This is a genomic window from Haloarcula sp. MBLA0138, assembly GCF_055632455.1.
This window is the reverse complement of record NZ_CM145746.1, coordinates 1,369,674-1,386,100: the sequence shown is the minus strand read 5'-3', so window position 1 is coordinate 1,386,100 and position 16,427 is coordinate 1,369,674. Positions and strand designations below refer to the sequence as shown.

At 69.2% G+C, this 16,427-nt stretch carries 21 protein-coding genes; 5 read left to right on the top strand and 16 right to left on the bottom strand.

The features are described from left to right. Positions 1-13: 13 nt before the first annotated feature. On the top strand, positions 14-1,447 hold the full coding sequence (locus ACV7JO_RS07315) for an NAD(P)H-hydrate dehydratase (RefSeq protein ID WP_470355684.1): 1,434 nt from the start codon (positions 14-16) through the stop codon (positions 1,445-1,447). A 39-nt stretch (positions 1,448-1,486) separates the two neighbouring features. On the opposite strand, the gene hflX is transcribed toward ACV7JO_RS07315, so the two are convergent. Then, complete coding sequence (gene hflX / locus ACV7JO_RS07310) at positions 1,487-2,797, bottom strand: GTPase HflX (RefSeq protein WP_470355683.1); 1,311 nt, start codon at positions 2,795-2,797, stop codon at positions 1,487-1,489. Positions 2,798-2,916: 119 nt separating this feature from the next. Between hflX and ACV7JO_RS07305 the strand changes: the two genes are divergently transcribed. Next, positions 2,917-3,264: an FUN14 domain-containing protein gene (locus tag ACV7JO_RS07305; protein WP_470355682.1), complete on the top strand. Its 348-nt coding sequence runs from the start codon at positions 2,917-2,919 to the stop codon at positions 3,262-3,264. On the opposite strand, the gene ACV7JO_RS07300 is transcribed toward ACV7JO_RS07305, so the two are convergent. The 6 genes from ACV7JO_RS07300 to ACV7JO_RS07275 all read right to left on the bottom strand — a co-directional run bounded on the left by ACV7JO_RS07300 (position 3,265) and on the right by ACV7JO_RS07275 (position 6,714). Then, positions 3,265-3,990: a ribosome assembly factor SBDS gene (locus ACV7JO_RS07300; protein WP_470355681.1), complete on the bottom strand. Its 726-nt coding sequence runs from the start codon at positions 3,988-3,990 to the stop codon at positions 3,265-3,267. A 69-nt stretch (positions 3,991-4,059) separates the two neighbouring features. Further along, positions 4,060-4,857 (bottom strand): archaeal proteasome endopeptidase complex subunit alpha, encoded by a 798-nt coding sequence (gene psmA, locus ACV7JO_RS07295; protein ID WP_470355680.1) that lies wholly within the window; start codon positions 4,855-4,857, stop codon positions 4,060-4,062. A 2-nt stretch (positions 4,858-4,859) separates the two neighbouring features. Next, complete coding sequence (locus ACV7JO_RS07290) at positions 4,860-5,348, bottom strand: Rpp14/Pop5 family protein (protein ID WP_470355679.1); 489 nt, start codon at positions 5,346-5,348, stop codon at positions 4,860-4,862. Beyond that, positions 5,345-6,097 (bottom strand): RNase P subunit p30 family protein, encoded by a 753-nt coding sequence (locus tag ACV7JO_RS07285; protein WP_470355678.1) that lies wholly within the window; start codon positions 6,095-6,097, stop codon positions 5,345-5,347. Before ACV7JO_RS07285 ends, ACV7JO_RS07290 begins: the two co-directional genes overlap by 4 nt. Next, positions 6,097-6,522, bottom strand: a complete 426-nt coding sequence (locus ACV7JO_RS07280) for an RNA-binding protein (RefSeq protein WP_470355677.1) — start codon at positions 6,520-6,522, stop codon at positions 6,097-6,099. The genes ACV7JO_RS07285 and ACV7JO_RS07280 overlap by 1 nt, the downstream gene beginning before the upstream one ends. A gap of 9 nt (positions 6,523-6,531) precedes the next feature. Beyond that, positions 6,532-6,714, bottom strand: a complete 183-nt coding sequence (locus tag ACV7JO_RS07275; RefSeq protein WP_470355676.1) for a DUF1918 domain-containing protein — start codon at positions 6,712-6,714, stop codon at positions 6,532-6,534. Between the two features lie 188 nt (positions 6,715-6,902). Here ACV7JO_RS07275 and ACV7JO_RS07270 point away from each other — a divergent pair, with 188 nt between their 5' ends. Further along, complete coding sequence (locus ACV7JO_RS07270) at positions 6,903-7,463, top strand: NUDIX hydrolase (RefSeq protein ID WP_470355675.1); 561 nt, start codon at positions 6,903-6,905, stop codon at positions 7,461-7,463. Positions 7,464-7,486: 23 nt separating this feature from the next. Here the strand turns inward: ACV7JO_RS07270 and ACV7JO_RS07265 are convergent, their stop codons facing one another. From ACV7JO_RS07265 to pyrB, 8 genes are all read right to left on the bottom strand, one after another. Beyond that, the gene (locus ACV7JO_RS07265; protein WP_470355674.1) at positions 7,487-7,699 is read right to left on the bottom strand and encodes a hypothetical protein; all 213 of its coding nucleotides are present in this window, start codon (positions 7,697-7,699) and stop codon (positions 7,487-7,489) included. Between the two features lie 69 nt (positions 7,700-7,768). After that, positions 7,769-8,593, bottom strand: a complete 825-nt coding sequence (locus ACV7JO_RS07260) for a hypothetical protein (protein WP_470355673.1) — start codon at positions 8,591-8,593, stop codon at positions 7,769-7,771. A gap of 281 nt (positions 8,594-8,874) precedes the next feature. Further along, positions 8,875-10,326, bottom strand: a complete 1,452-nt coding sequence (thiC, locus tag ACV7JO_RS07255; RefSeq protein ID WP_470355672.1) for a phosphomethylpyrimidine synthase ThiC — start codon at positions 10,324-10,326, stop codon at positions 8,875-8,877. A 111-nt stretch (positions 10,327-10,437) separates the two neighbouring features. After that, entirely contained in the window at positions 10,438-11,262 is an 825-nt protein-coding gene (locus ACV7JO_RS07250) for a molybdopterin synthase (RefSeq protein WP_470355671.1), read from the bottom strand. A gap of 42 nt (positions 11,263-11,304) precedes the next feature. Further along, positions 11,305-11,778 carry a cyclic pyranopterin monophosphate synthase MoaC gene (moaC, locus tag ACV7JO_RS07245; protein WP_470355670.1) on the bottom strand — a complete coding sequence of 158 codons (474 nt, stop codon included), beginning with the start codon at positions 11,776-11,778 and terminating at the stop codon, positions 11,305-11,307. 55 nt (positions 11,779-11,833) lie between these two features. After that, complete coding sequence (locus ACV7JO_RS07240; RefSeq protein WP_470355669.1) at positions 11,834-12,394, bottom strand: MogA/MoaB family molybdenum cofactor biosynthesis protein; 561 nt, start codon at positions 12,392-12,394, stop codon at positions 11,834-11,836. Between the two features lie 120 nt (positions 12,395-12,514). Then, positions 12,515-12,979: an aspartate carbamoyltransferase regulatory subunit gene (pyrI, locus tag ACV7JO_RS07235; protein WP_470355668.1), complete on the bottom strand. Its 465-nt coding sequence runs from the start codon at positions 12,977-12,979 to the stop codon at positions 12,515-12,517. After that, positions 12,976-13,890 carry an aspartate carbamoyltransferase gene (gene pyrB, locus ACV7JO_RS07230; protein ID WP_470355667.1) on the bottom strand — a complete coding sequence of 305 codons (915 nt, stop codon included), beginning with the start codon at positions 13,888-13,890 and terminating at the stop codon, positions 12,976-12,978. The genes pyrI and pyrB overlap by 4 nt, the downstream gene beginning before the upstream one ends. 85 nt (positions 13,891-13,975) lie before the next feature. On the opposite strand from pyrB, the gene ACV7JO_RS07225 reads away from it, so the two are divergent. Next, on the top strand, positions 13,976-14,593 hold the full coding sequence (locus ACV7JO_RS07225) for a MinD/ParA family ATP-binding protein (protein WP_470355666.1): 618 nt from the start codon (positions 13,976-13,978) through the stop codon (positions 14,591-14,593). Positions 14,594-14,622: 29 nt separating this feature from the next. Further along, a complete protein-coding gene (locus ACV7JO_RS07220; protein WP_470355665.1) occupies positions 14,623-15,252 on the top strand; it encodes an RAD55 family ATPase in 630 nt (209 codons plus the stop codon). Positions 15,253-15,444: 192 nt separating this feature from the next. Here the strand turns inward: ACV7JO_RS07220 and ACV7JO_RS07215 are convergent, their stop codons facing one another. Beyond that, positions 15,445-16,392, bottom strand: a complete 948-nt coding sequence (locus tag ACV7JO_RS07215; protein ID WP_470355664.1) for an FKBP-type peptidyl-prolyl cis-trans isomerase — start codon at positions 16,390-16,392, stop codon at positions 15,445-15,447. Positions 16,393-16,427 lie beyond the last annotated feature (35 nt).

Here is a 16,427-nt window from a genome sequence, read left to right as displayed (position 1 = left end):
CCAAGGCCCGCCCATGCTCACCGGCACCGAGATGGGCGTCGTCGACGAGAACGCGGCCGCCCTCGGCGTCCCGCGCAAGCAGTTGATGGAGTCCTCGGGCAACGCCGTCGCCCGGGTGGTGGGGGAGGCCGCCGACCCCGGCGACCGCGTGACCGTCGTCGCCGGCCGCGGCAACAACGGCGGCGACGCGCTCGTCGCGGCCCGCTTTCTGGACCCCTACGACCTCCGGGTCCTGCTCTTGGGCCGCCCGGAGACCATCACGACCGACATCGCCCGCGAGAACTGGGACGCGCTCCGGCGTGCCGAGTACCCCACCGAGCAGGTCCGGGACGCCAGCGCGTTCGCGCTGGACGACCCCGACGTGGTCGTCGACGCGATGCTCGGGACCGGCATCAGCGGCGACCTTCGCGAACCCGCCGCGACGGCCGCGGCGGCGATGAACGACGCCGACGCGACCGTCCTATCGGTGGACGTGCCCTCCGGCCTCGACGCCGAAACCGGCGCGCTCGCGGCCAACGCCGTCGACGCCGACCGGGTGGTCACGTTCCACGACACCAAGCCCGGCCTCCCCGAACTGAGCGCGCCGGTCACCGTCGCCGACATCGGCATCCCCGACGCCGCCGAACTGTTCGTCGCACGGGGCGACCTCCGGCGTCTCTCTCGGGACCCCGAGAGCCACAAGGGCGACAACGGCGAGGTGCTGGTCGTCGGCGGCGGCCCCTACACCGGCGCGCCGGCGCTGGCCGCACAGGCCGCGCTCCGGGCCGGGGCCGACCTCGTCCGGGTTGCCTGCCCCGCGCCCGTCGCCCGCGAGGTGCAGGGCTACAGCGAGAACCTCATCGTCGAGCCCTACGACGGCGACTCGCTCGCGCCGCCCCACGTCGACCGCGTCGCCGCCCTCGCCCAGCGTCACGACGCGATGGTGCTCGGCCCGGGGCTGGGCGACGCCGACGCGACGCAAGAGGCCGTCACGGACCTCCTCGGCACCTTCGAGGGAACCGCCGTCGTTGACGCCGACGCGCTGCGGGCCGTCACCGAAGCCGACACCGACGCTGCCCTCGTCTGTACGCCACATCAAGGTGAACTCCGGGCGATGGGCGGCGAGACGAGCGACGACTGGCGCGAGCGAGCGTCCCTCGTCGAGTCGTTTGCCGCCGACCTCGGTGCGACGCTGCTCGTGAAAGGTGCCTACGACGTGATATCCGACGGCGAGCGGACCCGCGTCAACCGGACCGGGAACCCGGGCATGACCGTCGGCGGGACCGGCGACGTACTCGCCGGCGTCACGGGCGCGCTCGCCTGCGTCCAGCCGCCCGTCCGCGCCGCCGCCATCGCGGCCTACGCCACCGGTTCGGCCGGCGACGCGGTCGTCGACGAGCGGGGTCACGGTCTCGTCGCGACGGACCTACTCGACGCCGTTCCGGCGGTGCTGTGGGAGCGTGACTGAGAACGCGACCGCCGCACACGCGACCGCTGCCCGGGACCCTCAGACCGACGCGCCGACGAGGTCGCCGGCCTTGGCCCGGGACTGCTCGACGATGGCCGGCCGGGCCTCGAACTCGATGACGACTTGGTCGCCGTAGTCGACGGACTCGACGTTGGCGTGGTCGTGAATCCACGAGACGAGGCTCATCGTGTCGTCGGTCATCGGAAGGACCAGTCGCTCGGACTCGTAGTCCGGAAGTTCCGCGTCGACGCGGGCGGCCAGTTCGTCGACGCCGGTTCCGGCCTTCGCGCTGACGGCGACGGGGTTGGGGGCCAGCGCCGACAGCGCCTCGCGCTTGCGGCGTATCTCCTCGTCCGCGACCGCGTCGGTCTTGTTGAGAACGGTGACGATGGGGGCCTCGTTGCGCTCGTAGAGAGTGTCGTGGCAGGTCACCAGCTTCTCGCGTATCTCCTCGACGGACTCCGAGACGTCCACGACCAGCAGGACGAGGTCGGCGTGGTACACCGACCCCAGCGTCGACTTGAACGACTCGACGAGCCAGTGTGGGAGGTCCTGAATGAAGCCGACGGTGTCGGTCACCAGCACCTCGCGTTTGCCCACCGCCGCCCGGCGCGTCGTGGTGCCGAGCGTCGTGAAAAGCTGGTCGCGGCTCTCGGCGGTCGTGTCGAGGTCCGGGTGGAGTTCCTCGTTCTCGCCGACCTCGTGGTCCTCGGCGAGGCGGCGCAGCAGCGTCGACTTGCCGGCGTTCGTGTAGCCCGCCAGCGCCACGAGGTCGAACCCGGACTCGCGGCGCTGTTCGCGCCGGTGTTGCTCGGTCTCCTCGATGGATTCGAGTTCGTCCCGGATGTTCGAGATCTGCTTTTTGATGTCCTCCTCGCGGCTCTCGTCGTACTCCCCCAGCCCCATGAACCCCGGCCGCTCGTCGCGCTTGGCGAGGCTGGCCTTGGCCTCGGCCCGCGGGAGTTCGTAGCGCAACTCCGCGAGTTCGACCTGTAGCTGGGCCTTGCGGGTCTGTGCCCGCTGCCCGAATATCTCGAGGATGAGGCGGAACCGGTCGAGAATCCGGACGCCCTCCGGGAGCTCGTTGCCGATGTTGTACGTCTGGTACGGGCCCAGTTGGTTGTCGAACAGCACCACGCCCGCGCCCGTCCGCGCGACGGTGTTGGCGAGGCGCGTCACCTTCCCCTCGCCGAGGTGGTAAGCGGGGTCCTCCGTCCGGGTCTGTGTCACCTCGCCCGCGATACTGTACCCGGCCGCCCGCGCGAGGTCCCGAATCTCGGTCGTGTCGGCGTCGCCGCTATCGACCCGCTTTGCGACTACCGCGCGGTCTGTGTCCTGTCTCGCCGTCACTCACCGAGGAATACGGCGGCCGCTTATTTAATCTGCGGGGTGGGGTGTCGGCCACCGGACCCGCTCGCCGCCCCCGATTTAGCACAAAGGATTTAAAACCCGACCGTCAGGTACCCGGTATGGTAGCGACACTGTTACAACTCGACGGGTTCGGCCTCCAGCAGATCGGCCTCGAACTCGGCGGCGGTGCCCTCATCGGCGGCATCATCGGCTTCGCGGCGAAGAAGGTGGCGAAGCTCATCGCCGTCATCGTCGGGTTGGAACTGGCCCTGTTCAAGTTCCTCGAGACGCGTGGCGTCCTCGAAGTGAACTGGCAGGCCATCGGCGGGGCGGCCCAGAACACGACCAGCGCGGCCACTGGTGCGGCGGCGGGACAGCCCCCCTCGTGGCTCGTCTCGCTGCTGGCCGCGCTCCCGGTCAGCGCTGGCTTCGCCGGGGGGTTCACCGTCGGCTTCAAGAAGGGGTAATCACCGCGTGTTGAGGTCGTCCTCGTCTTTGATGATTCGCGTCTCCGCCTCGCCGCTCGTGTGCTCGTTCACGAGGTCGTAGAAGTCGTTTTGCATCCCCGCCGGGAACGTCAACACGCCGACCCACGACCCGTCGGACTGCCACTCCTCGCGCTCCAGTTCGCCGAACTGACGGATGCGGGCCTGCGCGCTGCCGGCGTGGTCGGCTGGCACCTGCACCGCGACGGTCACCTCGTCGAACCGGATGGGGATGACCGGCCGCAGGGCGTCCAAGGCGTCGTCGACTTGGTTCTCGACCGGCTCCATCGGGTCGACGCGGAAGTCCGTCTCCTCCAGCGCGGACTCGATGCGCTCGGGCGGGTGGGGGGCGTCGTCCATCTGGGGGTTGACCGCGTTCCGGGTGATGCGCTGGACCAGTTGCTTGTGCTTTTGTTCCTGCATCTCCCGGCGCTGGTCGGCCGTTATCTGTATCTCCCCCTGCTTGATTACGTCCGGGATTATCTCCATCGGGTCTGTGGTCCCGAACACCTCTTCGAGCATGTTCTCGGGCGGTCGGTCGCCCCGCGAGGCGTCCTCGAAGATGTCCTCGGCCGCGATGACGTCCTCGAGGTCGTCGTCGAACTCCCCGCGCTTTATCGCCAGCGCCGCGTCCGGGTCGACGAGTACCTCGAACCGCTGGCCGTGGGATTCGAGGCGCGCCGTCACCGCCTCGTCAAGCGATATCATACCTGCGGGTAGCGCTGCACTCCTTAAAGGCCTTACTGCGCCGGCACGACGCCGGGAAAAACGGGGCGGTTACTCCTCGTCGTCTTCGTCGGCCTCGTCAGCCACTCCCTCGTCGGCCTCGTCGGCCGCTCCCTCGTCGGCGAGCAAGCCGGCGCTCTCGAGATACGACGCCTTCTCGTCGTCGGTCAGTTCACCGAAGGCCTCAGTGTCGGTGTCGATGGTGGCGACACCGACGCCCTCGGGGCTGAGCCCGCCGTCGTTGACCGACGCCAGCGATTCGAGCGCGAGCGTGACGGCCTCGTCGAGCGAGAGCGACTCGTCGTAGTGCTCTTCGAGGTACGAGCGGATGTCGCCGCGGTCGGCCCCGACGGCGAGCGCCTTCCACTCGTAGGGGGTTCCCGAGGGGTCGGTCTCGTAGAGGCGGGGCTCGCCGTCGGCGATACCGGCGATGATGAGCGCGACGCCGAACGGGCGCGCGCCGCCGACCTGCGTGTACTGCTGGATGAAGTCGGTTATCTCCTTGGTGAGCGTCTCGACGCCGACCGGTTCGCCGTACCGGAGCTGGTTCACCTGCGCCTCGCGGCGGGCGAAGTCGATGAGCCGACGGGCGTCGGCGACGTGGCCCGCGGAGGCGATGCCGACGTGGTCGTCGGCCTTGTGTATCTTCTCGACGGAGGAGCGCTCCATCAGCGGCGAGCGGATGCGCTTGTCGACGACCAGTACCACGCCGTCCTCGGCGCGGACGCCGATGCTGGCTGTCCCGCGCTTGACGGCTTCGCGTGCGTACTCGACCTGATAGAGACGGCCATCCGGAGAGAAGATGGTAATCCCGCGGTCGTACGCCTGTTGTTGGTTTTGTCCCTGCATAGTTAGATGTCGAGCGTTGTCGCGCCCGCGAACCGCGTGTCCGCGCCCGAGCCGAGGTCGATGTCGCACCGGTCGCCGCGCACGACGGCCGCGTGGTCCGCGTCTTCGAACACGACGTGTCTCTGGTCACGAGGTTCCGGCGGCCCGCGTATATACTTTTCTTCACACGCCCGCAGTGTGCCGCTTACCCCCCGGACTGCGAGGCCGACGGGGTCGCCGTCGACGCTGTCGACACAGGCCAGCGCCGCCCGCGCGTCCTCGGCGTGCCCGCGGCGGGCGCGGACGATAGCCGTCCCCGACTCGTCGGCCCGCTCGAAGGCGACGACGGTCACGTCCGCGTCGGCGCTCCCAGTGTCGCCCAGCAGGTTCTGGGCGGCGTACCACACCGACCGCTGGAACGCCCGGCGGCCGAAGTCGGCGTCGGGCCACGTCTCGAAGGTCACCGCGAGGTAGCGCCAGCGCGGTCGGAGGTGTTTCGGGAGGTGCTTCACCGGGGGTCACCCCGGTCGCGCGGCGCGTCGTCGCCGCTCCCGTCTCCGCCCTGCCCGTCGCTCTCCTCGATGCGGACGCCGGGTTCGAGGAACGCGTCGCCGCGTCGGTCGCGGTTGCGCTCGACCAGCCGGCCCCACTCGGCGAGGCCGTCCCGGACCGCGTCGGCGTCGAACCCGATTCGCTCCCCGACGACGACGAGTTCCCGGGGCGCGCGCAGTTGGAGGTGCGTCGACGGGTCGGCGCTGACGACGTAGGGCGCGTCGGCGTCGGCGACCAGTTCCCGGAGTTTCCGGAGGTCCTGTAGCGCCCGGACGCGGCTGCCGCCGCTGTCTCTGAGGACCGGACCGAGCGCGAACTCGACGCGGACGCCGTTCTCGGCGGCGGCGGCCGCGAGCACGTGGTTGAAGTCCCCGCCGCCGCGCATCGGGTGGGCCAGGACGTCGACGGCCGGCTGTTCGACCGCGAAGCGGTTGACGGCCCGGTCGCCGCCGTGGACGACCACGACGGCCTTCTCTGACCGGTGGTTCCCGACGAAGCCGCTGGCCCGCGAGGGGTCGTCGGCCCGCACCTCGACGCCAGTCGCCACGTCGATGTCGTACTCGGCGGCGACGGCCGCGGGGTCGTACTCGGGGGGCGCGTCGCCGTGGTTCCGGACGACGATGCCGTCGTAGCCGTAGTCGGCGGCCGTCAGCGCCTGCCGGGCGACGGTGCTCTCGCCGTCGGGCCGGGCGTGGACCGCCTCGTACATCACAGTTCGGCGAGCAGTTCCCGGGCGTTTTCGACGGCGTTCTCCCGCTTGGCCGGGTAGGCCTCCACCTTCGCGCGGAGGGTGATGCCGTCGCCACGCGCGACGGTTCCGCCGAAGGCCGCCTGTTTGTCGAACGTCAGGAAAAACGAGCAGTTGTCGTCGACCCGGTCGTCGAGTTCCGCTCGCACGTCGTCGATGTCCTCCAGTGTCGCCACCTGCGAGAGGACGTGGCGCACGTCGTCGGCGTTCTCGACGCGCGCCGAGAGGACGACGATGCGGTCGCCGTAGTGACCCTCGCTGGTCGCGCGCTCTATCGGGCACTCCTCGGGGAGGAACGTCCGAAGCGCACTCTCGACGCGCTTGTCGTCCTCCGTCGCGTAGCAGAACGTCCGGAGGTCGACGTAGTGAAACGGGACCGACGACATCGGGGTCGGTTACTCCTCGACGGCTTCGAGGCTGTCCTCGGGGACGCCCTGCTCTTGGCCGTCCTCGAAGGAGACGGTGTAGTTGGCGTCGCCGAACATCGTCTCGACGACCTGCGTGATGGTGCCCTCTTCGCCGTCGTAGTCGCTGTGCTCGTCGTGGAGGATGACGCTGTCGTCCTCTTCGAATGCCATGCTCGCCGCTACTGTGTGCCCGCTCAAAAAGGGACTGATTCGTCGCGCGGGTGTGGAAAACTTATACCGGCCTCAGCCGTACGCGGACCCATGACCGCCGGTACGCCACGTACGGAGCGTCGTCGGACGCCGCCGTATCAGTCGACGCTCGCCGGGCCGCCGACCGCCGCCGTCCGGTCCCGGCACAGATGACCGCCGTCGACGACCTCTGGTATCTCGCCGACACTGCCGTCCAGCAGGCCGAACAGACCTACCACGACCTCACCGACCGCCACGACCCGGTCGTCGAGTTCACGCGTCACCGCCGGGTCCCCCGCTCGCGCTTCCGTCGGGTCGCCGAGGCCGCCCGCGACCACGGCGCGCCCTTCGGCGCGCACACGCTGACCTACCGGCCCTCGGGCGAACTCCTGCTCGTTCGCCACGAGGGCGTCGAGAAGTGGGTCCCGCCCGGCGGCGAACTCGACGGTGACGAGTCGTTCCGCGAGGCCGCGCTCCGGGAACTCGGCGAGGAGAGCGGCGTCGAGGCGACCGTCGAGGGACTGGGGCTGCTGGGCCGCGTCGAGTTCTACTGCGACGGCAACATGGTGTGGGGCGTCCTCCCGGTGTACGAGGCGCGAGCGGCCTCGACGGCCCTCGACGTGTCCGACCCCGACGGCGAGATAAGCGCGGCGCGCTGGTTCGACGAGCTACCCGAAGACACCAGAGACCGCGAGGAGATACTGCGGTGGCGCGAGCGGACCGGTCGGTAGCGGTCCGACCGTCGCCGCGCCCGTTACGACCGTTTCGACGCCTTCTCTTTGGCCTTCTCGACGACCGGTGCCGCGTCGGTCCACTTCTCGCCCAGCGTCGCGCCGACCAGTCCGCCGACGCCGGCGGCCGTACTCGCCGCGTTCCGGCTGAGCAGACCGCCCAGCGCGCCGCCGACGGCAGCCCCGATGGCCGCGTACTTCGCTCGATTGAACGTCCGCTTGAATCGGTCTTTCACGTCTGGATAGTCGGGGCTGGTGGTGTTAAAAGTACGCCCGACCCCCGCGTCCGGGCGTCGTCAGCGCTGTCACTCGGGACCCCACGACCGCCCCTCTCGGGCGTCGGCGTCCAGCCGCCGGACCGTCGCGCGGGCGTTGCTGGCGTCGTAGCCGAACAGCACCGACTCGCCGTAGGCCTCGGCCACCTCGACGGCCTTGGCGAGGTCGTCGATGTCAACGTCGACGGCGTACAGTTCGACGCTGAACGGCGTCGAAAGGCGGTCCCGCCAGCCCTTGGCGAGTATCTCCAGCCAGTAGGTCGTCGAGTAGGCCATGTCGTAGATGGGGACGACGAACTCGTCGACGTACTCGGCCACGTCGTCGACGGCGAGGCCGGTCCGCGCTTCGAGGTGGCCCGGGTAGGGGTCGGGGTACAGCGTCAGGTAGAGGTCCCCCGGCACGCGCTCGCGGGCGGCGGCGACGAAGGAGGTGATGACGTGAGTGCGCCACGCCCCCCAGTCGTCGAACTCGCTCTCCGCGAACCGCCGCTCGCAGCGCTCGCAGTGGCAGTACTCCTCGCGTGGAAAACCCACGTCGTCGAGGCGCACGTCCCCGTTGACGGCGGCGGCCTCCTCGACGATGTCGAGCAAGCCCTCGCGGTAGCGCTCGTGGGTCGGACAGACGTAGGTCCAGTCGAAGTAGGGTTCGTTCCGGGTCGCCGCCGTCCCCTCGTCGTCGAACGCGAGCATATCCCGCTCGCTTTCGACGGCGTTGTCGCCGAAACACGACACCATGTTCACCGCGTCCGCGACGGGGTCGGCCGCCCGTCCGGTGACGTCTTTCACCTCGTAGAACGCGCGGTCGAACTCCGACCACCGGGTCTCTTCCTCGTTGCGGGTGACGACGCCGTACATGCGACCCGGTACGCGATTGGGCGGGGTAAGCGTTCGGAAAAGCGGTCCGGAGGTGTAGTTCGCGGGCGGTTCGACGGGGTTCGGGCGCTTACTTCTTTGCGAAGTACGCGAGCGCGAGCGCCGTGACGGCGACCAGCGCGATGACCTTCTTCGACATCCGCGTGGAGATACGAACAACGGCGATATAGAACTACCGGCGACCCGGTCGCCGCTGCCCGCGGCGGCGGGATAGGGACGTGGACATATCCGGGGTCGGGCGGCGACTCGTCCGAAGAGCGGAGTCAGTCGTCGGCCGCGCTCTCGCCCTCGTCCGCGTGATCCGCGAGCGGGCCGTCTTCGGGCAGGTCGGCCCCGTCGTGGGTTCCTACGGGCGGCCGGTTCACCTCGGCGGCCGCGGAGGCCCTCACGTCGGTCCGGCTCTCGCCCTCCGTCTCGATGTCGCCCATCTCGCCGTCGCCCTCGCGGGCGTCTTGGTCGATGCGCATCGAGCAGAAGTCGACGCCGCACATCGAGCAAAAGCGGGCGTCCTTGTAGTTGTCGCCGGGTAGGGTCTGGTCGTGGTAGTCCTGCGCGCGCTCGGGGTCCAGCGCGAGGTCGAACTGCTCGCGCCAGTCGAAGGCGTAACGGGCCTCCGAGAGCGCGTCGTCCCAGTCGCGGGCCCCCTCGCGGCCGTTCGCCACGTCGGCGGCGTGGGCCGCGATGCGGTAGGCCGCCAGCCCGTCGCGCACGTCCTCGGCTTCGGGGAGGCCCAGATGCTCCTTGGGCGTGACGTAACACAGCATCGCTGCGCCGGCCCGTCCTGCCTCCGTCGCGCCGATGGCGCTCGTGATGTGGTCGTAGCCCGGGGCCACGTCGGTCACGAGCGGGCCCAGCACGTAGAAGGGCGCGCCGTCACACACCGCCTGCTGGCGCTCGACCTGCTCGGTGACTTGGTTCATCGGCACGTGGCCGGGGCCCTCGACCATCACCTGTACGTCGTGGTTCCACGCGGTCCGCGTGAGTTCCCCCAGCGTGTCCAGTTCGGCGAACTGCGCCTCGTCGCCGGCGTCGGCCAGACACCCCGGACGCAGGCCGTCGCCGAGGCTGAACGTCACGTCGTACTCGTGGAATATCTCGCATATCTCCTCGAACTTGGCGTAGAGGGGGTTCTGCATCCCGTTTTCCTCCATCCACTGCGCGAGGATGGACCCCCCGCGGGAGACGATGCCGGTCTTGCGGCCGTCGGTCAGGGGCAGGTGCTCCATCAGCACGCCCGCGTGGATGGTCATGTAATCGACGCCCTGCCGGGCCTGCTTCTCGATGACGTCCACGAGCAGTTCGTGGGTGATGTCGGCGGCGTCGCCGGCGCGCTTGACCGCCTCGTAGATGGGGACGGTGCCGACGGGAACCGGCGAGTGGGCGACGTTGGCCTCGCGGATGGGGTCGAGGTCGCTGCCCGTCGAGAGGTCCATCACCGTGTCCGCACCGTGGTGGACGGCCGTGTGGAGCTTCTCCAGTTCGCCCTCGATGTCGCTCGTCTCCTCGCTGTTGCCGATGTTGGCGTTGACCTTCGTCGAGAACTCCCGGCCGATTATCATCGGGTCCAGCGACTCGTGGCCGACGTTGGCCGGGACCACCGCCTGCCCGTCGGAGACCTGCTGGCGCACGAACTCCGGGGCGACGTTCTCCCGCTCTGCGACCCGCTCCATCGCCGGCGTCACCGTGCCGCTCCGCGCGGCGTCGAGTTGCGTCATTAGCAACTAGGTAATATCACTAGGTAATAAATCTGGCGCGCGGCCGCGGCCGTTCGGTGCGCGGACCCGCAGAAACAGGGCGACGCAGGCGCGTCGGTGACCCGTGAGCGTTCAGCGCTCGTGGGCCCAGAACTCGTCTTCGACCGTGACCTCCTTCTTGAACAGCGGCACCTCCGCTTTCAGCCGATTGATGCCGTCCTCGACGGTCCGGAACGCCTGTTCGCGGTGACCGGCCAGCACCACCACGAAGACGATGTCCTCGCCGGCCGGCACGACGCCGGTCTTGTGGTGGAGCCGGACCGCCCACACGCCGTCGCGGGCTTCGAGGTCGGTCCGCAGGGCGTCGAGTTTCTCGGCGGCCACGTCGTCGTAGCGCTCGAACTCCAGCGACTCCGTCGGTGGGTCGTCGGGGGCGTCCCGCGCCCGGACCCGGCCGGTGAACGTGGCGATGGCCCCGGCGCGGTCCGCGTCGGGCGACCGCTTGACTGCCTCGACCAGTGCCTCCAGCGTGACGTAGGGGTCCCGCTCGCGGACGGCCTCGACGACGGCGTCGAGGTCCGCCTCTGCCCCGCTGTCGGCGCGATGGACGACCGGAGCGGCCGCCTCGCGGTCGCCGAGTACCACCTTCGGGATGACCGCGTCCGAACATCCCTCGACGAGCGCGTAGTCGTACTCGGGGGCCAGCGCGTCCAGCGTCTCGTCGAGGGTGCGCTCCGCGCCCGTGGCAAACCAGCCGTCGTCGGACAGCGCCACCGTCTCGGCCGCGCCGGCGGCGCGGTGTCGCGCCGTGTCCTTCCCCTCGGTGTCAACGTCCGGCGCGTGCGTGCAGTGTTTGACCGTGGCGACGCTGGCCGACGCCGAGAGCCGCTCGGTCAGGCGCTCGACCAGCGTCGTCTTCCCCGTGTCGGAGTGGCCGACGATTCCGAGGACGTGCATACCCCGCCTTGTGGGGCCGGGTATCTATGCGTTCCCGTTGGGTCACCGCTCGACGGTCTTCTCGACCACGCGGACGTCCTCGATGGCAGCCGTCGGGTATCCGCCGTCGTCGTCTTTCTCGCTGGCTTTCACCATGTCCCAGACGACGTTCAGCCCCGTGGTCACCCCCTCTAGGGCCTCCATCTCGCAGCCGGTCTTGCCGACCGTCTCGACGGCGACAGTCGCCTCGATGCCGTCGTCCAGCAGTTCGAACGCCACGTCGATGTTCGTCACTGGTATCTGGTGGCACATCGGAATCGTCTCCCACGTGTGTTTGACGGCCTGAATCGCGCCGATGCGGGCCGTCGAGCGCACGTCGCCCTTCTCGACGGCGTCGCGTTCGACCGCGTCGAGCGTCGCCGCCGAGAGCCGTATCTCGCCGCGGGCGACCGCCCGCCGGCGGCTGTCGGCCTTCTCGCCGACGTCGACCATCTGCGCGTCGCCGTCGTCGTCGATGTGGGTGAGGTCGTCGGTCATCGCCCGGCGCTACGACGGCCGGGACTAAACGCCCTGTGTCACGGCGCGGGCGGGGTCACCGGCGAACGAGACCGAGCAGGTGCCCCACCGCGGGCGCGACGAGTTCGGCGGCCCCGAGGCGCGCGGCGTTCTCGCTGCCGGGCAGGCAAAACAGGAGGCGGTCGCCGACGACGCCGGCCGTCGCCCGCGAGGCCATCGCCATCGCCCCGACCTCCTCGTAAGAGAGCCAGCGGAACAGTTCGCCGAAGCCGGGAACCGGACGGTCGAACAGTTCGGTCGCGGCCGCGACGGTCACGTCGTCGGGGGTCAGCCCCGTCCCGCCCGTCGTCACGACGGCGTCGGCACCGCCGTCGTAGGCCGCCGCCACGGCGTCCTGAATCGCGGCCGCGTCGTCCGGGGCCACGCGGCGGTCGACGACCTCGTGACCGGCGGTGACACACGCCGTCGCGGCGGCGTCGCCGGCCGGGTCGTCGTCGAGCGTCCGCGAGGAGGAGACGGTGACGACGCCGACGGCTACCGTCGCCGGGTCGTGGTCGTGGTGGCCGTCGCCTGCGTGGTCGTGTGCGTGTTCGCCGTGGTCGCCTTCCGCGTGGTCGCCGTGGCCGTCGTCGCTCATGCGCGCTCGGTCGCCCGGCGGCGTCGAATAGCTGGCGGTCTCGGCGGCCGGCGGAACGCCGGGGCTGGCGGGCCTCTCGAAGCGTATACGTTTTATCACTGAGAAAACGCCGCCAGCGCTCTACTCTGTGAGGATGTGTGCCGGCAGGTCGTCGCGGATGATGGTGTCGCAGTACTCACAGCGGACCCCGTCGTCGCTGACGGCGAAGCGGGAGGCGACGGGTTCGTCCTCCGTCGTGATGCAGTTGTGGTTGGGACACTCGAGGACGCCGACCACTTCGTCGGGCCGCTCGACGCGGCGTTTCTCGACCACGTCGTAGTCCCGGATGATGTTGATGGAGGCCGCGGGAGCGATGAGCGAGAGGGCGTCGACCTCCTCCTGTGAGAGCTCCCGGCCCTCGACTTTCACGATGTCTTTCTTGCCCAGTCGGTCCGAAGGCATGTTCATCGCCACGGAGACGGACTCGCCGCCGCTCCCGTCGATGCCGAGGATGGCGAGTACGTTGAGCGCCTGTCCGCCGGCGATGTGGTCGATGACGGTGCCGTTCTCTATCTTCGAGACGCGGAGCTGTCGGTCGTCGGTCATCGTTCACCTCCGAGCATCAGGTCGAGCAGCGCCATCCTGACGGGCACCCCGTTGTGGGCCTGCTCGAAGTACTTCGCGTGGTCGGTCGCGTCGATGTCGTGGGCTATCTCGTCGACGCGCGGGAGCGGGTGCATCACCGTCAGGTCGTCTCTAGCGGCCTCGAGTGTCTCGGCGTCTATCTGGTACTCCCCGGCCACCTCGCGGTACTCGCTCTCGCTGGGGAACCGCTCGCGCTGGATTCGGGTGACGTACAGCACGTCCAGTTCGGGGAGGACGCCGCTCAGTTCCGTGTGCTCTCGCACTTCCGCGCCCTCCTCGTGGAGGTCGTACCGAACCGAGCGCGGGAGGCGCAGCGACTCCGGGCTGACGAAGTGCTGGCGGGCGTCGACCGTCGTCAGCGCGTGGGCCAGCGAGTGGACGGTGCGGCCGTACTTCAGGTCGCCCATGATTCCGATTGTCAGGTCCTCGAAGCCGGCGTTCTCTCGGATGGTGTAGAGGTCCAGCAGCGTCTGTGTCGGGTGTTGACCGGCCCCGTCACCGGCGTTGACCAGCGGCACATCGACGAACTCGCTCGCCATCTTCGCCGACCCCTCCATCGGGTGGCGCAAGACGAGGGCGTCGGCGTACCCCTCGACGACGCGGACGGTGTCGGCCAGCGACTCGCCTTTCTTGACGCTAGAGGAGCCGACCGGTCCCATGTCGACGATGTCGCCACCCAACCGTTTCATCGCCGCGGTGAAGCTCATTTTGGTGCGCGTACTCGGCTCGAAGAAGAGCAGGCCCAACAGCGTGTCCGCGTGCCGGTCGGCGAACGCCTCCGGGTCCGCCGCGATGTCGGCCGCGTGGTCGAGAACGGTCTCGATGTCGGCCCGCGAGAGCTGTTTCGCGCTGATGATGTGGTCGTGCCGCATCTCACTCCCAACCGCGCCCCCGACGCTCTTGAATCCCCCGACACGACCACGAACGTTCAAGAGGGGTGGGGTGACCAGACCCGGTATGCTCGCTATCGCCGGCGGCAAGGGGGGTTGTGGGAAGACCACGACGGCGCTGGGACTGGCAAGCGCGCTCGCCGCCGGCCCCGACAGGCCGCTGGTCGTCGACGCCGACCGCGACATGCCGGACCTCCACCGCAGGGCGGGTCTGGACCGGCATGGTCCGGTTACCACGGAGGCCGGTCCGGACGCGCGCGTCCGGGAGTCGCCCCGCTTTCCCGGCGTCGACGTGGTACCGTGCCCGGAGGACGCCGACGCCCTCGCGGCGACGCTGGCAGCGTTTCGCGGCTGCTCGCGCCCGGTCCTCGTCGACTGCCCCGCCGGGGTGAGCCCGGACGCGACGGCCCCGTTGCGCCACGCCGCAGCCTCCGTCCTCGTCGCCACGCCGACCCGGCAGAGCCTCGCCGACGCTGCCAAGACCGCGGCGATGGCCCGTGAACTCGACGCCGCGCCCGCGCTCGCCGTTCTCTGCCGGAGCGACGACGATACCGACCCACAGGAGCTGCTGGCGTGTGACACTATCGTCCACGTGCCCGACGTTTCGAAACCTCCACTCGAAACCCCGGAACCGGCGTTTCGGTACACGACGGCGGCGAAAATACTGCGTAAGCGGAATGTTTAATCCGGAGGGTGTCCCTAGCTCGTGGTGGGATGGCAAACCGGCTGCGGACGGGCATCGACGTTCTGGACCGGAAGCTCGACGGGGGGATTCCAGCGGGCAGTATCGTCGCGCTCACGGCCCAGCCGGCCAGCCAAGCGGAACTGCTACTCTACGAACTCACCGCGACGCGCGGGACGCTGTGGCTCTCGCTCGACCGCACCGCAGAGTCGGTCGTCGCCAGCATCGAGCAGACGCCGACCAACACCGGTGACCCGACGGTCCGGCACATCTCCGGCGAAGCGCCGCTGGACAACGCCGGCAAGCTGGTCTCGGCCCTGCCCGAGACCTCGAACCTCATCGTCGACCCGCTCGACGTCCTCGAAGCACAAGAGCCTCACTCGCGGTTCCGCGCGTTCATGAACGACCTCCAGAACCACATCGTCAACACGGGGAGTCTCGCGATTCTCCACTGTCTCGACGGCCGGGACGTGCCGCCGCTCCGGGACACCACCGAGCACTTCGCCGACGTGGTCTTTCAGCTGAAGACGACGACGCAGGGCGACGAGGTGGAGAACCGACTCGCTATTCCGAAGTTCCGGGGCGGGCGCGCGCCCAACGATATCATCAAGCTCGACCTCGTCGAGGAGGTCAGCATCGACACGAGCCGGGATATCGCCTGACTATCGGTTTCCTCTGCGCACCGTTCCCGGAAGAACGTGGGGAAACGGCAGTATTCGGCCAGCGGCGTCGCCGCCGGCCGCTCGCCGTCGGCTCGGCTGTCCCGAGTCACGCGACGACGCGCTCGGCCGCTGGGTGGCTCCACGCGTGGACCACCGTTCGGAGCGACGAAGACCAGAAATCGGCCGTCGGCGTTACTCTTCTGCGCCTTCGATCTCGTCGACGATCTCCTCGGCGTCGACGTCGGCGTCTTCGAGCGCGGCTTCGAGGTCGCCGCCGCCGGCACCGCCCATGCCGCCCATCATGCCGGGCATGCCCATGCCGCCACCGCCGAGCTCCTCTTGGACGATGATGCGGTCGACATCGAGCAGTTGGGTGAGCTGCTGGGCGATCTGGGTCTTGCCCATCATCCACTGCTGGTTCATCGTCAGCTCCGGAGTTGCCTCGATGTACAGCGTCTCCTTCTCGACTTCGACGGTCTCGTACTCGGGCTCGCTCTCCTCCTCGTCGTCTTCGTCCTCGTCGGACTCGACCAGTTGCTCCTCCTCGACGGTGTCGGTCTCGAACCAGAGGTCGAGTTCCATGTCGAGCATGAGCTTGATGATTCCCTTGGCCTTCTCCTCGCGGTCGGTGACCTCGCCGAGGATTTCGTAGTCGTACTCCACGTCCTCGCCGGCCAGCGGGTGGTTGAAGTCGACGCGGGCGCGGCCGCCGATGATGGTCTCGACGTGGCCGTGCTCGCCCTCGATGTCGACGTGACCGCCGGGGTAGCGGTCGTCCTCGGGAATCTTGTCCTTCGAGACGGTCCGGACCTCGCCCTCGTCGTACTCGCCGAAGGCGTCGACAGCAGCGACGGTGACGGTGCCCTCGTCGCCGACCTCGGAGCCGTAGATGGCCTCCTCGACGTCCGGGAAGATGTGGTTCTCGCCCAGCACGATGGTTCGGGGGCCGAACGCCTGCTGGTCGGTGTCGACGCCCTCGTCCTCGGCGATCTCCTCGTCGGTCGTGTCGACGAGCTGGTCGCCCTCGACGGTTCGGGCGGTGTAGGCGAGTTCGACGACGTCGCCTTCCTGCAGCCCAGTCGCTTCTTCGACCTCTTCTTCGGCGGCTTCCGACTCGTCTTCCTCGGACTCGTTGCTCATACCCTGACGGTCAGTCGTGGCACTCTTAAGGACAA

Bases quoted from the DNA above. Each gene is read 5' to 3' on its own strand.
- ACV7JO_RS07275 (WP_470355676.1), bottom strand. From the start codon at position 6,714: ATGGCATTCGAAGAGGACGACAGCGTCATCCTCCACGACGAGCACAGC.
- ACV7JO_RS07215 (WP_470355664.1), bottom strand. From the start codon at position 16,392: ATGAGCAACGAGTCCGAGGAAGACGAGTCGGAAGCCGCCGAAGAAGAG.
- ACV7JO_RS07315 (WP_470355684.1), top strand. From the start codon at position 14: ATGCTCACCGGCACCGAGATGGGCGTCGTCGACGAGAACGCGGCCGCC.
- ACV7JO_RS07250 (WP_470355671.1), bottom strand. From the start codon at position 11,262: ATGCACGTCCTCGGAATCGTCGGCCACTCCGACACGGGGAAGACGACG.
- ACV7JO_RS07240 (WP_470355669.1), bottom strand. From the start codon at position 12,394: ATGAGCGACGACGGCCACGGCGACCACGCGGAAGGCGACCACGGCGAA.
- thiC (WP_470355672.1), bottom strand. From the start codon at position 10,326: ATGACGCAACTCGACGCCGCGCGGAGCGGCACGGTGACGCCGGCGATG.
- pyrB (WP_470355667.1), bottom strand. From the start codon at position 13,890: ATGCGGCACGACCACATCATCAGCGCGAAACAGCTCTCGCGGGCCGAC.
- moaC (WP_470355670.1), bottom strand. From the start codon at position 11,778: ATGACCGACGACCTCACCCACATCGACGACGACGGCGACGCGCAGATG.
- ACV7JO_RS07280 (WP_470355677.1), bottom strand. From the start codon at position 6,522: ATGTCGTCGGTCCCGTTTCACTACGTCGACCTCCGGACGTTCTGCTAC.
- ACV7JO_RS07260 (WP_470355673.1), bottom strand. From the start codon at position 8,593: ATGTACGGCGTCGTCACCCGCAACGAGGAAGAGACCCGGTGGTCGGAG.
- psmA (WP_470355680.1), bottom strand. From the start codon at position 4,857: ATGCAGGGACAAAACCAACAACAGGCGTACGACCGCGGGATTACCATC.
- ACV7JO_RS07270 (WP_470355675.1), top strand. From the start codon at position 6,903: ATGACCGCCGTCGACGACCTCTGGTATCTCGCCGACACTGCCGTCCAG.
- ACV7JO_RS07225 (WP_470355666.1), top strand. From the start codon at position 13,976: ATGCTCGCTATCGCCGGCGGCAAGGGGGGTTGTGGGAAGACCACGACG.
- ACV7JO_RS07285 (WP_470355678.1), bottom strand. From the start codon at position 6,097: ATGTACGAGGCGGTCCACGCCCGGCCCGACGGCGAGAGCACCGTCGCC.
- ACV7JO_RS07305 (WP_470355682.1), top strand. From the start codon at position 2,917: ATGGTAGCGACACTGTTACAACTCGACGGGTTCGGCCTCCAGCAGATC.
- ACV7JO_RS07300 (WP_470355681.1), bottom strand. From the start codon at position 3,990: ATGATATCGCTTGACGAGGCGGTGACGGCGCGCCTCGAATCCCACGGC.
- pyrI (WP_470355668.1), bottom strand. From the start codon at position 12,979: ATGACCGACGACCGACAGCTCCGCGTCTCGAAGATAGAGAACGGCACC.
- ACV7JO_RS07220 (WP_470355665.1), top strand. From the start codon at position 14,623: ATGGCAAACCGGCTGCGGACGGGCATCGACGTTCTGGACCGGAAGCTC.